Annotated in this window: 16 protein-coding genes; 15 read left to right on the top strand and 1 reads right to left on the bottom strand. The window is 62.3% G+C overall.

What is annotated here, in order from left to right:
* Window positions 1-91 precede the first annotated feature (91 nt).
* The 15 genes from VGF98_01890 to VGF98_01820 all read left to right on the top strand — a co-directional run bounded on the left by VGF98_01890 (window position 92) and on the right by VGF98_01820 (window position 15,051).
* Entirely contained in the window at window positions 92-1,264 is a 1,173-nt protein-coding gene (locus tag VGF98_01890) for a glycosyltransferase family 4 protein (GenBank protein HEY1680375.1), read from the top strand.
* Window positions 1,261-2,316 (top strand): hypothetical protein, encoded by a 1,056-nt coding sequence (locus tag VGF98_01885; GenBank protein ID HEY1680374.1) that lies wholly within the window; start codon window positions 1,261-1,263, stop codon window positions 2,314-2,316. The genes VGF98_01890 and VGF98_01885 overlap by 4 nt, the downstream gene beginning before the upstream one ends.
* Before the next feature lie 75 nt (window positions 2,317-2,391).
* On the top strand, window positions 2,392-4,554 hold the full coding sequence (locus VGF98_01880) for a DUF3553 domain-containing protein (GenBank protein ID HEY1680373.1): 2,163 nt from the start codon (window positions 2,392-2,394) through the stop codon (window positions 4,552-4,554).
* Window positions 4,555-4,595: 41 nt separating this feature from the next.
* Window positions 4,596-5,312, top strand: a complete 717-nt coding sequence (locus tag VGF98_01875) for a dihydrodipicolinate reductase C-terminal domain-containing protein (protein ID HEY1680372.1) — start codon at window positions 4,596-4,598, stop codon at window positions 5,310-5,312.
* Window positions 5,288-6,298, top strand: a complete 1,011-nt coding sequence (locus VGF98_01870; GenBank protein ID HEY1680371.1) for an aspartate-semialdehyde dehydrogenase — start codon at window positions 5,288-5,290, stop codon at window positions 6,296-6,298. Before VGF98_01875 ends, VGF98_01870 begins: the two co-directional genes overlap by 25 nt.
* Complete coding sequence (locus VGF98_01865) at window positions 6,295-7,512, top strand: aspartate kinase (GenBank protein HEY1680370.1); 1,218 nt, start codon at window positions 6,295-6,297, stop codon at window positions 7,510-7,512. Before VGF98_01870 ends, VGF98_01865 begins: the two co-directional genes overlap by 4 nt.
* A complete protein-coding gene (gene dapA / locus VGF98_01860; protein ID HEY1680369.1) occupies window positions 7,509-8,411 on the top strand; it encodes a 4-hydroxy-tetrahydrodipicolinate synthase in 903 nt (300 codons plus the stop codon). The genes VGF98_01865 and dapA overlap by 4 nt, the downstream gene beginning before the upstream one ends.
* An 8-nt stretch (window positions 8,412-8,419) precedes the next feature.
* On the top strand, window positions 8,420-9,175 hold the full coding sequence (locus tag VGF98_01855) for a WecB/TagA/CpsF family glycosyltransferase (protein ID HEY1680368.1): 756 nt from the start codon (window positions 8,420-8,422) through the stop codon (window positions 9,173-9,175).
* Window positions 9,176-9,180: 5 nt separating this feature from the next.
* Window positions 9,181-10,206 carry an NDP-sugar synthase gene (locus VGF98_01850; protein HEY1680367.1) on the top strand — a complete coding sequence of 342 codons (1,026 nt, stop codon included), beginning with the start codon at window positions 9,181-9,183 and terminating at the stop codon, window positions 10,204-10,206.
* 36 nt (window positions 10,207-10,242) lie between these two features.
* Window positions 10,243-10,875, top strand: a complete 633-nt coding sequence (locus VGF98_01845; GenBank protein ID HEY1680366.1) for a hypothetical protein — start codon at window positions 10,243-10,245, stop codon at window positions 10,873-10,875.
* Complete coding sequence (ribD, locus tag VGF98_01840) at window positions 10,848-11,969, top strand: bifunctional diaminohydroxyphosphoribosylaminopyrimidine deaminase/5-amino-6-(5-phosphoribosylamino)uracil reductase RibD (GenBank protein ID HEY1680365.1); 1,122 nt, start codon at window positions 10,848-10,850, stop codon at window positions 11,967-11,969. Before VGF98_01845 ends, ribD begins: the two co-directional genes overlap by 28 nt.
* A complete protein-coding gene (locus VGF98_01835; GenBank protein ID HEY1680364.1) occupies window positions 11,962-12,546 on the top strand; it encodes a riboflavin synthase in 585 nt (194 codons plus the stop codon). The genes ribD and VGF98_01835 overlap by 8 nt, the downstream gene beginning before the upstream one ends.
* Window positions 12,543-12,995 (top strand): thioesterase family protein, encoded by a 453-nt coding sequence (locus VGF98_01830; protein HEY1680363.1) that lies wholly within the window; start codon window positions 12,543-12,545, stop codon window positions 12,993-12,995. Before VGF98_01835 ends, VGF98_01830 begins: the two co-directional genes overlap by 4 nt.
* Complete coding sequence (locus VGF98_01825) at window positions 12,992-14,026, top strand: alcohol dehydrogenase catalytic domain-containing protein (protein HEY1680362.1); 1,035 nt, start codon at window positions 12,992-12,994, stop codon at window positions 14,024-14,026. The genes VGF98_01830 and VGF98_01825 overlap by 4 nt, the downstream gene beginning before the upstream one ends.
* Window positions 14,023-15,051, top strand: coding sequence for an alcohol dehydrogenase catalytic domain-containing protein (locus VGF98_01820; GenBank protein HEY1680361.1), 1,029 nt, complete (start codon window positions 14,023-14,025; stop codon window positions 15,049-15,051). Before VGF98_01825 ends, VGF98_01820 begins: the two co-directional genes overlap by 4 nt.
* Here VGF98_01820 and VGF98_01815 read toward each other — a convergent pair.
* Window positions 15,048-15,197 (bottom strand): hypothetical protein, encoded by a 150-nt coding sequence (locus VGF98_01815; protein ID HEY1680360.1) that lies wholly within the window; start codon window positions 15,195-15,197, stop codon window positions 15,048-15,050. The two genes, VGF98_01820 and VGF98_01815, sit on opposite strands and share 4 nt — an antisense overlap.
* Between the last annotated feature and the right edge of the window lie 93 nt (window positions 15,198-15,290).

Below are 15,290 nucleotides of genomic sequence, written 5' to 3'. Positions count from 1 at the left end.
GGCGGCGCGCCGCACGAACTCGCGGATGCCAGGTTTATGGCGTATCGAGCGAGGGGTAATTATAGGTCGGAAGTGGAGGATTGCGCTAAACATGTTTCCGCCGCGCGCGTTATTTCTAGGCTCGTTTCCGCCGCGTGAGTGCGGCATCGCGACGTTTACCAAGGACGTTGTCGATTCGTACAATCGAGCGTTCGGGATCACCAGCGACGTCGTCGCGATCGACGAACCCGGCGGTGAGATGCGGCGTTACGGACCCGAGGTCGTGGCCCGGCTTTCGGAAGAAGATCGCTTCAGTTACGCTCAAGTAGCCGACTTCATCAATCGCCATCCGGCGGATCTCTTGAATGTCCAGCACGAATACGGGTTGTTCGGCGGAGAACGCGGCGAATGGCTCATGGATCTGTTGCGAGCGCTCGAGAAGCCGGTCGCGGTGACGATGCACACCGTGCTGCCCGAGCCCGACGAAACGATGTTGCGCGTTACCCGCGAATTGTGCGCTAGCGCTTCGCGAATTGTTTCGTTGTCCGAAACGGGCCGCGGCTTACTCGAAACCGTGTACGGTATCGACCCCGAACTACTGCGCGTCATTCATCACGGCGTGCCCGACGTGCCGTTCACGAATACCGACGCGGCCAAGGCGTCGTTCGGTATCGGTCAGCGCGTGTTGATCACGACGTTCGGGCTGATCAGTCGCGGCAAAGGTTTAGAGTACGCCATCGAGGCCATGCGCGACGTCGTTCGCCGCCATCCGGAGACGCTCTACTTGATCCTCGGCGCGACACATCCGGTCGTTCGCCGGCAAGAAGGCGAATCGTATCGCGAAACGCTGCAAGCGAAAATTCGCGAGTACGGACTACAATACAACGTGCAGCTCGTCGACAAATACATGGAGTTCGACGAGTTGGTGAGTTATCTGTCCGCGACCGATATCTATCTTACGCCGTATTTGAACCCGGACCAGATCGTTAGCGGAACCTTAGCCTACGCCGTCGGTTGCGGCAAAGCCATCGTTTCCACGCCGTACCTGTACGCGCAAGAACTGTTGGCGCATAATCGCGGCTTCCTGTGCGAATTCCGCGACTCGCCGTCGATCGCAAAACGCTTAAACATGTTGCTCGACGATCCCGAATTGCGCCGCGCCACAGAACGGCGCGCGTATCGATTCGGCCGGCAGATGACCTGGCCGCACGTGGCCGGCGAATATGCCAACGTGTTCCTCGAGCTGGCCCCGCCCGAGCCGATGACGTTGGTTTCGTCGGCATGAACCCTCGACCACTTTTGCCGTCGCTGGATCATCTGGCGACGCTATCCGACGACACGGGCGTCGTACAACATGCGATCGAGTCCGTCCCAAACCGCTCGACCGGTTACTGCACGGACGACGTCGCGCGTGCGTTCGTCGTAGCGCTGACGCGCTTGCGATCTCTGCCGGGCGACGAACTCGCGACGCGCCTGGCCTCCACCTACTTGTCGTTCTTGCAAGACGCGCAGTTAGAAGACGGCCGGTTTCATAATTTCATGAGTTACCAACGCGACTGGCTCGACGATGTCGGCACGCAAGACAGCTGCGGCCGCGCGATGTGGGCGCTTGGTTTCGGCATGGGTTACGCTCCAACGCCGGCGTGGCGCCGGTTGTGCCGCCATATGTTCGACCGGGCGATCGCTACGATCGACACGTTCGACTTTCTCCACCCTCGCGCGTACGCGATGCTCGGCTTGTGTCACGCGTACACCGCGTTGCAGGACCCGTCGTATGTCAAAGCCATCCGGCATGTAGCCGATACCTTGCTGGCGGCGTACGAAAAGCAGCGCGCGCCGGGGTGGAACTGGTATACGGACATGATGACGTACGACAATGCGCGGCTACCGGAAGCGATGATCCGAGCCGGTCACGTTCTGGGTGAAGCGCGCTACCTGCAAGCCGGTCTCGACACCTTGGCCTTCTATGAAGGCGTCACTATCCTAGATGGGGTCTTCGTTCCAGTCGGCAACAACGGCTGGTACCGGCGCGGCGGTTCGCGCACCATGTATGGCCAGCAACCCTTGGATGCGTGTTCGATGATCGACGCAGAATTGGCCGCATACGACGCCACCGCAGATCCCGCGCACGTCGCCCACGCAGAACTCGGACTCGCTTGGTTCTACGGCAAAAACTCGCGCTCCGAAATCATGGCGCACGGCGGCGGCTGCTACGACGGTCTGGAAGAACGTGCCGTGAACCGCAATATGGGCGCCGAATCGACGCTGGCGTTACTTTCCGGGGCATACGCGATGGCCGAGCGTCAAACGCGCACGCTGCGAGCCGTAACCCGCTAATTCGGCAATAAAACGGCTGGAATCACGTAGTTTTCGCCTACAGGCTTGCTTCGCGTCGCCGTCGAATGTTTAATAATGCTCCTCGAAACCGAAATCCTTAGCGACGTTCAAGCCGCTGCTATCCGACATACGGATGGCCCGGTTCTTATTTTTGCGGGAGCCGGCAGCGGAAAGACGCGCGTTCTCACGCATCGTATCGCGCATCTCGTACGTGAACTTGGTGTCGCTCCATGGAGCATTCTCGCCGTAACGTTCACCAATAAAGCCGCCGGCGAGATGAAATCGCGCCTCGCAAAGCTGATCGCCGACGACGCGCGAGACTTGTGGGTTGGAACGTTCCACTCGATGTGCGTCCGCATTCTGCGCGCCGACGGTTCGAAGATCGGTATCGGTCCGCGTTTTGCGATCATCGACGAAACCGACCGCCGCCAGCAGATTAAGGAGATTCTCGACGATCTCGGCTACGACGACCGCCAGCTGACCGTTGGCGCGTGTTTAGCCGAAATCGACAAGGCAAAAAATGCGCTCGTCTCGCCGGAACAGTTCGCCGAACGTGCGACGTCGTTTTCCGCCGAACGCATTGCCAACGTCTACACCGAATATCGTCGCCGCCTCGCGGCATCGAATGCGCTCGACTTCGACGATCTGATTTTGCGGACGATCGAGCTCCTCGAGCACGATCGCGCGACGCGTGAGAAGTATCAGCGACGCTTCCAGTACGTACTGGTCGACGAATACCAAGACATCAATGCCGCACAGTATCGATTCGTAGCGTTGATTGCCTCGCACCACGGCAACATCACCGTCGTCGGCGACGACGATCAGTCGATCTATTCTTGGCGTGGCAGCGATTACCGGATGATCCTTCGATTCGAAGACGACTTTGCGGGCGCCAAGATTTTCAAGCTCGAGGAAAATTACCGCAGCACGCAACGCATCCTGGACGCCGCGAACGCGCTAGTACATAACAACAAGACGCGCGCGGCGAAAAAGCTGTTCACCCGCCGGACGGGTGGCGACGCCATCAGCGTGTATCCGGCCCAGACCGAGCGCGACGAAGCGCGTTACGTGGTCGAAAAAGTGAAGGAGCTGGTTCGCGACGGATCTGCCTACCGCGACTTCTTAGTCTTGTATCGTACGAACGCACAATCGCGCGTGTTCGAAGAGGCCTTCCTGGCCGACGGCATTCCATACCGCGTCGTCGGGGGCGTCGGGTTCTACGAGCGTACCGAAATCAAGGATGTCATCGCATATCTTCGCTATATTTTGAATCCATCCGATGCGTTGGCGTTCAAGCGGATCGTCAACGTACCGCGCCGCGGCATCGGGCAACAGACGTTGTCGGCTCTGGTGCACCACGCAAATCAAGCCAACGTTTCGGTCGGCGAAGCGGTGCTCTCGCCCGAACTTTTGCGCCTTGCCGTCCCGAAGAAGCTACGCGAACTCGAGCGGTTTGGAGAACTCATCGCGGAGTTTCGTAAGCGCACCGAATCGTCGAGCGTCGTCGATCTCATCGCCGGCGTTATGGAAGAATCTGGATACGTTCGCGAACTGCAATCCGAGGAGACGCACGACGCGCGAGCACGCCTCGAAAACTTGCAAGAGCTGGTTACGGTCGCGCGCGAGTACGAAGCGAACGACGCCGAGCCGACGCTGGCAGGTTTTCTGTCGAACGTCGCGCTCGTTAGCGACCTCGATACCCTCGACGAGGACGCGTCCTACGTGACGTTGATGACGCTGCATTCGGCCAAGGGCCTCGAATTCGATAGCGTCTTCATGACGGGTCTCGAGGAGGGTGTATTCCCGCACACTCGCGCGCTCAGCGATGTTGACGAACTGGAAGAAGAGCGCCGCCTGGCGTACGTCGGAGTGACGCGCGCGATGCAGCGGTTGTTCTTCACGTTCGCGTTCCGTCGCGCACTGTATGGCAACACCTATGCCTACCCGAAATCGCGGTTCCTCGACGAGATCCCGGGCTTGGAGTTTCTGGAAGCCGATAGCGTGGCATTGGCGCGTCCCGCTGGTGGCCGTTGGCGCGAAGTCGCGATTCACGAATCGGCCGGCGCGGGCATCCATCTCGGATTGGCCATCGGCGACCACGTGCGTCATCCGAAGTGGGGCGAAGGTGCGATCAGCAACATCGTCGGTGCCGGCGGCGATGGTTTGGTCACCATCGATTTTCCGAACGTGGGCCAGAAAATGCTCATGCTAAAATACGCCCCCCTCGAAAAAATCTAGCCGCACGCTTTATCCGGTTTTGAGGTTAAGGAGCCGCCTGAGTGATTCGTGTGGCAGTCGCGGGAGCGCGCGGTACGATGGGATCGATCGCGGTGTCGGCGTGTTCGTCGACGCCCGGCATCGTCTACGGCGGCGGGTTCGCGCGCGACGCCGACCCCGCTAACGCGATCGTCGCCTCGCTCGACGAACTCTTTTCCAAGCCCCTCGACGTCGTTCTCGACTTCACAACCCAGCCGATATCGGTCGACGTCGCGATGGCGGCGTTGGAGCACGGCGTGCGTCCGGTGGTTGGCGCCAGCGGCTGGAGCGATGCCGATCGCGAGCGGCTTTCGGTCTTCGCCGCGCAGTGCTCGTTGGGGGCGATGATCGTGCCGAACTTCTCGCTCGGTGCTACCGTCGCCATGCGGTTAGCGGGGCAAGCAGCGCGATACTTTCATAACGCTGAAATCGTAGAAATGCACCGCGCGGAAAAGAAAGACAAACCGTCGGGTACCGCGCTGGAAACGGCGCGCAGAATGATCGAGAACGGGGCCGTCGATCCGCAAATTCACAGCGTGCGATTACCTGGGTTGGTCGCACATCAAGAAATGCTGTTCGCCGCCGACGGCGAGCTGCTTACGATCCGGCACGACACACTGTCAAGGCAATCGTTCGTTCCGGGAATGATCGCTGCAATTCGCGCGGTCATGCGCTCGACCGGTCTGACGATCGGTCTCGATACGGTATTGGATCGATGGGACGAACTGGCTTCGACGTAGCGGTCGTCGGTGCGACGGGGGCCGTTGGCGAGACGATCCTGCGCGTGCTCGAAGAACGCCGCTTGCCGATCGATACGCTCGGTCCGTTCGCTTCGCGTTCGCGCGAAGGTGCCGTTCGTTTCGACGGGCGGGCGCTCGACGTCCGCGCTATCGATGCCGGCGCGCTGGCGGAGTTCGACGTGGTGTTTTTTGCCGGCGGAGACGAACTCAGCGATACGTACGCGCCCGCATTGGTTCGAAGCGGACGCGTCGTGATCGACAACAGCGCAGCGTTCCGTTTACGCGACGGCGTTCCGCTGATCGTTCCCGATGTCAATCCTCAGGCGATCGCCCCAGGCGATGGATTATTTCCGGTCGGCAACTGCACCGCGATTATTTTGTGTAGCGCACTGGCGCCGATCCGCGATGCGGCCGGTTTACGAACGGTGCGGGTTGCTACCTACCAAGCTGCGAGCGGCGCGGGCCGGGCCGGTCTGAACGAGCTTTTGGCGGGCGAACGGGCAGCGGTCACCGGCGATGCCGAGCCGGCACCCAGCGTCTTTCCGCGTTCGTTGGCGCGGAACGTCGTTCCACAAGTGGGCTCGTTCGACGCTTCGGGTTACAGCGGTGAGGAACGCAAAGTGCGCGACGAAGCGCGCAAGATACTCGGATTGGCCGACCTGTTCGTCAGCGTTACGGCGGTCCGAGTGCCGGTGCGCACCGCGCACGCCGAAGCCGTGTTCGTCGAGACCGAACGCCCGGTCGAGCGTGCAATGTTAGCGCGCGCGTTCGCCGCAACTCCGTCGCTGGTCTATCATGACGACGGCATCGTCACGCCGCGCGACGTCGAGGGTACCGATCGCGTGCACGTCGCTCGATTACGGCACGAACGCGATAATACCCAGTTCGCATTTTGGTGCGCGGGCGACCAACTGCGCAAAGGCGCCGCAACGACGGCGGTCGAGATTCTGGAGCTGCTCGTAGCGGCGGGACGGTTCTCCGAGTGAGCGCCGGTATCGCGGTGCTGAAGTTCGGCGGCACCTCGGTTGCCACGCGCGAGCGTCGGGAGGTGGCTGCGCGGCGCATCGCCGATGCGTGCGACGCCGGTTTCGCAACGGTCGCCGTGGTCTCGGCAATGGGACGTCCGCCCGATCCGTATGCCACAGATACGTTACTGAATCTGGTCGGTCATCGCATCGGAACGGCGCAGAGCGATATGGTCCTGGCCGCCGGCGAGTTGATCTGCGCCGGAGTGTTCGCCGACGAACTCAATGTCGCGGGAATACCTGCCGTCGCGCTGTCCGGCGCGCAAGCCGGAATTCTTACCGACGATCGGTTTGGCGACGCGCGCATTCTGGCTGTCGAACCGCAGCCCGTCTTAGATGCGATCGATCGCGGAACGGTGCCGGTCGTCGCGGGCTATCAAGGCGCGACTGCGTCGGGAGTGACGACCACCCTTGGCCGGGGAGGTACGGATCTTTCCGCCATTGCGTTGGGGCACGCGTTGAATGCCGAACGAATCGATATCTATACCGACGTCAGCGGCGCTATGACGGCCGATCCCCGGCGTCTGGCCGACGCGCGGACGATCGAGCGGGCATCGCTCGACGAAATGACTGAGTTGGCCGCGCACGGTGCGAAAGTGATGCATCATAAAGCAGCGGATTTTGCGCGCCGCACCGGTACGCGCTACGCGATCAAGGGCGTCGATACCGACCGTGGCACCGTCGTCGATGAAAACGCATTTCACGAGCGCCCCGTCACGGGCGTCACCTGTTCCGGGCGGCTGACGTGGGTCCGGATCATCCGCGGCGATATTGAGACGCCGTCGCGCCGGATGCAAACCGAACTCGAAATGTTTATCCGCCTGGCCGACGCCGGCATTTCGATCGATCAGGTGTCGATCAACCAAGCCGGGGTCGCCTTCGTGGTCGACGGCGACTTGGGCGGGGAATTGCGACGTATGCTGGGCGACCTCAATCTGGCCGTCCGGGTGCGGGAGGCCTGTTCCAAGCTGTCGGTGGTGGGAAACGGCATGCGCGGTACGCCCGGAGTCGTGCGCGATGTCGTGGAAGCGCTCTCGCGCGCCAACGTCGAAATCATCCATTTCACCGACAGCAACGTCACGATCTCGGTGCTCATTCCGGCGGCCGACGCGACGAGTGCCGAATCGGCGATTCACAAGCAATTCGGATTGGATGAAGGAGAGGCTGCGTCATGAACCTCGGGACGATCGTGACGGCGATGATAACGCCGTTCGACGAGCGCGGGGCTGTCGATACCGCTGAAGCGGCTCGCATCGCGCGCTGGCTGGTTGGACGCGGCAACGACGCATTAGTTGTCGCCGGCTCCACGGGCGAGGGTCAAACCCTAAACGACGCCGAGCGTTACGAGCTCGTGACAGCGGTAAAGGCTGCCGTTGGAGACGGCGCGACCGTCATCGCCAATGCCGGCATGAGTGCGACCCGCGAGTCGATCGAATCTGGGCGTCGGGCGCAGGATGCCGGTGCCGACGCATTATTAATCGTCGTGCCGTATTACATCAAACCGACGCAAACCGGCATGCTGCGCCATTTCGGTGCGATTGCCGATGCGGTGCCGCTTCCGCAAATCGTCTATAACATTCCGTCGCGCACCGTAGCGAACATGTTGCCCGAGACGCTGTTACAACTCGCTCGCGAACATCGCAACGTCGTCGGCGTCAAAGAGTCGAGCGGCGATCTCAAGCAGATCGCCACGATTCTGCGCGAACGCGCCCGCGGTTTTCGCGTATGGTGCGGAGACGACCATCTGTTCTTGCCGTGTCTAGCGCTGGGAGCCGATGGATTGATCGGCGTCGCTTCGCATCTTTGCTCTCGCGAGTTTCGCCAGATGTACGAGGCCTTTACCGAAGGACGCGTTGCCGAGGCGGCAACGATCCACGCCTCGTTGCTACCGCTGCTGGACGTGCTGTATCGCGTCACCAATCCGATCCCGGTGAAGTGGGCGATGAATCAACTGGGCTTCCGAGCCGGCGTCTGCCGCTCGCCGCTCGACGAACTGCCCGCAAACCTCGAATCTGTGCTGCGTCCGGTCGTTGCCGATTTTGCGGACCCCGACATGACGGCGGTCCTCGCGTAAGGCCTCTGTTGGACGCGCAATATATCCTCGGTTGCCGGCTCGATCTGATCGACGCCGACCAAGCCGCAACCCAAATTATGCATCTCGTTGCGAACGGCGAGGGCGCGCAGATCGTTACCCTTGGCACGGAAATGGTCGTACACGCGCGACGTGACGAAGCGTTCCGAGCCGTCGTCAACGCTTCGGCGTTGTCGTTATGCGATACCGTGGGTTTGCTGTACGTTGCGCGACGGCGCGGTTCGACGCTGCGAGAACGCGTCACCGGTATCGGACTGATCGAACGGTTATGCGATCTTGCGGCTCGCACCGGCGTGCCGGTATTTTTCCTTGGCGGTGCGGCCGGCGTGGCAGCCGATGCGGCCGCCGTGCTTGAAGCGCGTTTTCCTGGATTGCGCGTCGCCGGAACGCACGACGGCTATTTCACCGAAGATCGCAACGACGAAGTGGTCGAGGCGATTCGTTCGAGCGGCGCGCGCTTGCTGTTCGCCGGTCTTGGATCGCCTCGACAGGAGCTGTGGCTGGCCAGTTATCTGCCTGCGACCGGTTGCGGAGCCGCGATTGGTGTCGGCGGTTCGTTCGATGTCTTTGCCGGTCGCGTCGAGCGCGCACCGCAGGCGTTTCAGCGTTTGGGCCTCGAGTGGTTGTATCGCCTTATTCGTGAACCGCGGCGCTGGCGCCGCCAACTCGCCTTGCCGAAATTCGTCGGGCTCGTCACGCTCGAACGCCTCGGCTTACTGCAGAAGAACGGACTGGTGCGCTCGTGAAAGCAATGATTCTCGCCGGCGGCTTATCGACGCGGCTCTATCCGCTTACCAAACAAGTGCCCAAGCCGCTCGTACCGGTCGCGGGAATTCCCAACGCAGAACACGTGATCCACTATCTTGCGGCGCACGGTTTCGACGAAATTGCGATCAACGTTCACTATTTGGCCGATGCGATCGTCGATCGATTGGGTGACGGTTCGCGCTTCGGCGTTCGACTGGAGTATTCGCACGAACACGAACTGCTCGGCAGCGCGGGCGGAGTGAAAAAGCTCGAATCATTTTTCAGCGACGGGACGTTCGTCGTCGTCGGGTGTGATGACTTGACGGATCTGCCGCTCGACCGTTTGGTGGATTTCCATCACGAGCGCGATGCGATCGCTACGATCGGTTTGGTCGAGTGCGACGAAGTGGATCAATACGGCGTCGTAGTGCTTGACGATCGCGGCAAGATCGTCGGTTTTCAAGAAAAACCTGCGAAGGGAACGGAACGCAGTCGCTTGGCCAACACCGGCATTTACGTGTTCTCGCCGGAAATCTTCAACAAAATTCCGGCCGAAACGTTTTACGATTTCGGCAAACAAGTATTCCCCGATCTGCAATTAGCGCGAGCGGCGTTTTACGGCTATCATGCGCGCGGAGCGTATTGGAGCGATATCGGAACGCCGGCCGAGTACCGGCGCGCCAGTCGCGACGTCGTTCTCGGAAACGTTTTAATTCCCGGATCGCGCGCTTCGGGCGCCGACCCGAGTGCGTCGATTGCATCGGAAGCGCGTATCGAAGGACCCATTTGGATTGGTTCGAGCGCTCGTATCGAGGCGGGCGCGACGGTAACCGGACCATCGGTCATCGGCGACCACGTTACGATCGGCGCCGGTGCGCGAGTCGACGGGAGTATTCTGTGGGAAGGCGCCACAGTCGGCGACGGCGCGACGCTACGCGACGCGATCGTCGGCAAGGGATATCGAGTCGATCCGGGCGTTTCGCTCGACGGGGCGATCGTCGCAAACGAAGCCGAACCCGCAACCGCATAAGCTTGTTGCCGCGCGCGCTCGTCGTGAGCGTCGCATGTGTGGATACGAGCTGCGATCGATCTCCTATTTCCCGCGCAATGCGCGGGTTGCGATGCCATAGGCGCCGGCTTATGCGCGGCATGCGTTCCCGAGATCTGCCACGCGTTGAACGCCGACGCGGACGCCGGTATACCGGTATGCGCATTCGGCGCGTACGACGGTGCCTTGCGTCGAGCGATCCTGGCACTCAAAGACGGTCGCCGCGACGTCGCCGAAGCGTTGGCTCGAAGGCTCGCGACGCTGCTCGAACCGAACGCCGCTCTGGTGCCGGTTCCGACGACCGCGGCCCGAGGGCGAGTGCGTGGTCTCGACGGCGTCGCCGAGATCGCAACCATCGCGGCCAAGTTGACCGGCGGCGAATCGTACCCGGTCTTGCTCCAACAGGCCGGGGACGCGCAGCGCGGCCGGAGCCGGCGAGAGCGTCTGGCAACGCGCGAACGGTTCGCATGCCGTTCCGGCGTCCATATCCCGCCGTCGGTCGTCTTGATCGATGATGTCTGCACGACCGGGGCCACGCTCCGCGACTGTCGCGCGGCGCTCGAGAACGCCGGAGCGCACGTTTCGGGGGCGGTCGTCGTGGCAGCGGCGAAAACCGGCGCCGCGTGCCTTCAACATCAGAACAGTTGTTAAGTCCGATCGATCGGGTGTACCTCGCACGCGCCTGCGAACTGGCGGCGCGCGGTATCGGTAACACCGCTCCAAACCCGCCGGTCGGTGCGGTCGTCGTGCGCGATGGACGGACGGCCGGGGAAGGTTTCCATCACCGCGCGGGTGAGGAGCATGCCGAAACCCTCGCTATCGAGCAAGCGGGCGAGGCGGCTACCGGCGCCACGCTCTACGTCACGCTCGAGCCGTGCGCCGTGCCCGGCCGGGTGCCGGCGTGTGCGCCGCGCGTCCGCGACGCCGGGATCGCTCGAGTCGTGATCGGTACGACCGACCCCAATCCAACAAACTCGGGACTCGGCGCGACGATGCTACGCGAGGCCGGCGTCGAGGTGGTACTAGCGAACGATCCGGTGGCCAACGATTTGGTTCAAATTTTTGCCGGCTCGCTTCGTACCGATCGTCCGTACGTGGCATTGAAACTAGCCGTCTCGCTCGACGGAATGGTCGCGTCACGGCCCGGCGTCCGCGAGTCGTTGAGCGGTGCGGAAGAACTGCATTTCGTGCGCGATTTGCGCGTCGCCTACGATGCCGTGCTGGTCGGAAGCAACACCATACGTGTCGACGATCCGCTGCTGACAGTGCGTCCGCCACACCTTCGATTGCGTCCATTCGTTCGCGTCGTCGCTTGCCGGACCGAAACCCTGGACGAGTCGAGCCGCGTCTTCGAACCGGTGGACAATTACGATCGTACGGTCGTTCTCGTGCCGGCCGGACGTCGCGAGCGCTTCGACAATCTCGATCGCGTCGTCGACGTGGTTGCGGTAGGCAAGACCGATTCACACGACCTCGACATCGCGTCTGCGATGGGCGCGCTGCGCGCGGCCGGCGTGACCAGCGTGCTGTGCGAAGGTGGGCCGGCGTTGGCGGGAGCGATGCTGCGGGCCGGCGTTGTGGATCGCTTTTATTGGTCTGTTGCTCCGCGCTTATTGAGCAACGACCGGTCGGTACCGGCCGTACGTGGTGTCGATCTTTCCGACGCGCCACGTGCGTTGCGATTCGATCGACCGCGCCTGCTGGGCCGCGATGCGCTGATGTCGGGAACGTTCGAGGATGTTTAGCGGACTGATTTGGTATCGCGGAGAGATCGTTGCGAGCGTTCCCGCAGAAGACGGTGCGCTCACCTTGCGCGTGCGCTGCGACGGTGTAAGCGTCGAACTTCCCGCGGCAAAGGAATCGATCGCGATCGACGGCGCCTGTCTAACCGCGACGCGTGTCGTCGGGAGCGAGATCGATTTCGACGTCGTGCCGGAAACGTTACGTCGAACGACGCTCGGCGAGCGGCATCTGGGCGATCGAGTCAACGTCGAGTACGCGTTGCGTCTCGGCGAGCGGATGGGCGGACATTTCGTCTACGGCCACGTCGACGCGGTCGCAGCGGTGCTCGAGCGACGCCGGGAAGGACAGGGCGAAGTTATTCGGATCGAACGCCCTCAGCAACTCACATTTGCGTTGGTCGATAAAGCGTTCGTCGCGGTCGACGGCGTGAGCCTGACGATCGCCGCTGCCGCGTCGGACTGGTTTGAAATCGCGCTTATACCCGAGACGCTGGCCGCAACGACGTTGGGGGAACGGGCGCCCGGTAGTCGTGTTAACCTGGAAATCGACCCCGTCGCACGGTACGCGGCGCGACCATGAAATATCGTGAAACGCTGCCGTCCGGCGCGCGCGTGTTCGAATCGAACGTGCGCACCCAATGGGGCGACGTCGACGCAGCCGGAATCGTGTATTTCGCAGCGTATTGGCGCTTTGCCGAACGCGCCGAGATGGACATGTTCGGCGACCTCGGTTTTCCGTACGAGTCGGTCTTTCAAACGTATGGTTTTTGGCTTCCGCGGGTGCGTTGCGAAGTCGAGTACCACGCTCCCGCGCTGATGAACGACGACTTATTGCTACGCACGCACGTCGAAAAAGTCGGCGGATCGAGCGTGCGCTGGAAAACGGTCGTCTTCAATCGGCGCACCGGTGAACCGGGAGCGGCTTTCGTGCTCACGGTCGCCTGCATCGACGCCGAAACGCTGCGCAGCCGTCCGCTTCCCGACGCGGTGCGCGCCGCGTTGCTGCCATGCGTCGCGCTGGAATCGTGAGCGAACGTACGGGGCGTGTGGCGATGCTGGTAGCACCGCGCACGGTCGAGTTACGTGAAGAACCGGTACGCACGCCGTCCGACGGCGCGCTTCTGCTACGCGTACGGGCGGCGCTCACCGACGGAACCGATCTCAAAACGTATCGTCGCGGTCACCCGTTGATGCCGATGCCGACGCGTTTTGGACACGAATTTTCCGGCGACGTGGTCGCCGTCGGCAGGGGCGTGACGGAGTGGACCGCCGGCGATGCCGTTGCGTGCGTGCACTCCGCGCCGTGCGGGCAGTGCTTCTGGTGTCTGCGCGACGAAGAAGAATTGTGCGAATCGTTGACGAGGACGATGGTGTTCGGCGCCTACGCCGACTACATAGAAATTCCGGCGCGCATCGTCGCACGCAACTGCTATCGCAAGCCGGACGGCGTTTCGTACGTCGAGGCCGCCTTTCTCGAGCCGCTCGCGTGCGTCGTGCATTCGGCCGCATTCCTCGGGCTCGAGTCCGATTCGTTCGTCGCGGTGTACGGCGACGGCGCTTTTGGCATTTTGCACGCTCTGCTGCTCGCGCGCGATGGCCATCGGGTCGTACTCTGCGGGCGGCGCACCGAACGTTTAGCTTTGGCGCGCGAGCTCGGCGTCGACGCGATCGACGTTCGGCAAGGACCCGCGTTCGACGCGATCCGTGCTCGAACCGAAGGACGCGGCGCCGACGCTCTCGTCGAATGCACCGGGAACCCAGAAATTTGGGAACTTGCACCCTCGCTCGTGCGGCGCGGTGGGACGGTATCGTTTTTTGGCGGACTCCCAAGCGGCACGCATGTATCGTTCGAAGCCGGGCGCTTACATTATGACGAGGTGCGGCTGGTAGCTCCGTTTCACTTTTCGCCCCAGGACGTGCGCCGCGCGTACGATCTGATCGCGAGTCGCACGCTGCCGCTGTTGCGGTTGACTTCGCAAACTGCCGGTTTGGACGATATCGCAAGCGTCTTTGCCGCACTCGACGCCGGAAACGGCATGAAAGCGGTCATCGAACCATGAGTCTTCCCGACACCATGCGTGCGGTGGTGCTCTACGATGTCGACGACATCCGCATCGAGCACCGTCCGGTTCCGCAGTTGCAGCCGGGCGAAATGTTGGTGCGCACGATGGCTGCGGGCATTTGCACCGGCGACATCCTGCCGTGGTATATCCGGCGCAAGGCTCCGTGCGTGCTGGGGCACGAGCCGTCGGGTATCGTCGCCGCCATTGCCGATGACGGCGGTAACGCGCACGCATTTCACGTTGGTGATCGGGTGTTCGTACACCACCACGCTCCGTGCTTCGAATGCGGTGCTTGCGAGCGTGGCGATTACGTACAGTGCGCGGGCTGGCGCGCGTCGCGAATCGACCCGGGCGCGATGGCCGAATATTTCCGGGTTCCGGTCGCAAACTTGCGCGATACTCTGGCGTTACCGCCGCACGTCGGTTTTGCCGACGGTTCGCTGGTCGAGCCGTTGGCCTGCGTCGTCAAATCGCTGCGACGTGGCGGCGTGACCGCCGGTGATGATGTGTACGTCATCGGTCTCGGCGTGATGGGCTTGATGCACGTGTTAGCCGCGCAAGATCTCGGCGCTCGCGTATTCGGCAGCGACTTCATTGCCGGGCGCCGAGACCGCGCCACGCAACTCGGCGCGACCGCGTTTCATCCGGACGACGCGTCGAGCGCACTTCCCAACGGCGCGCGTGTCGTCATCTGCGGGCCGGGCGTACCGGCCGCACTCGACGCGGCCGTCGCTGCGGCGGCTCCGGGCGGAACGGTGGTCATGTTCACGCCGTTCGAACCCGGCACGCCCGTGACGGTCGACTCCGAAAAGTTGTACTTTCGCGACCTCACGCTAACCGGAAGTTACTCATGCGGGCCTAGAGACACACGCCGTTCGCTCGAACTGATCGCCGACGGCATCGTAACGGCAAAGAAACTCGGGGTCACCGAAATCGGGCTCGAGGACGTGCCTGAGGCGTACCGGGCGCTCGCTGCTTCCCGAATCGTCAAGCCGGTCGTGATCTTTCCGGCGGTCGACTAGATCGCGGCCTCATCGGCCGGGTCGACCGCCGCTCCGTCGCCAGTATTACGCGGTCGATCGGAATCGTCGTCGCCGGGCATTTCGTCCTCTTCGTCGGGCTCGACATACCCAAGAGCGTCATTTGGGATATCTCGATCGAAAGCCATGGTGCGTCTCCTATGCGGTGGGTATTGTAGGTACCGCAACAGTACGCCAGTTGAATCAATCGTGCGACACGGCTTTGCTAAGAATCATCCGTT

It is taken from the genome of Candidatus Tumulicola sp. (genome assembly GCA_036490475.1).
GTDB lineage: Bacteria > Vulcanimicrobiota > Vulcanimicrobiia > Vulcanimicrobiales > Vulcanimicrobiaceae > Tumulicola.
The sequence above is the reverse complement of the archived record's forward strand: the minus strand, read 5'-3'. Positions and strand labels throughout refer to the sequence as shown.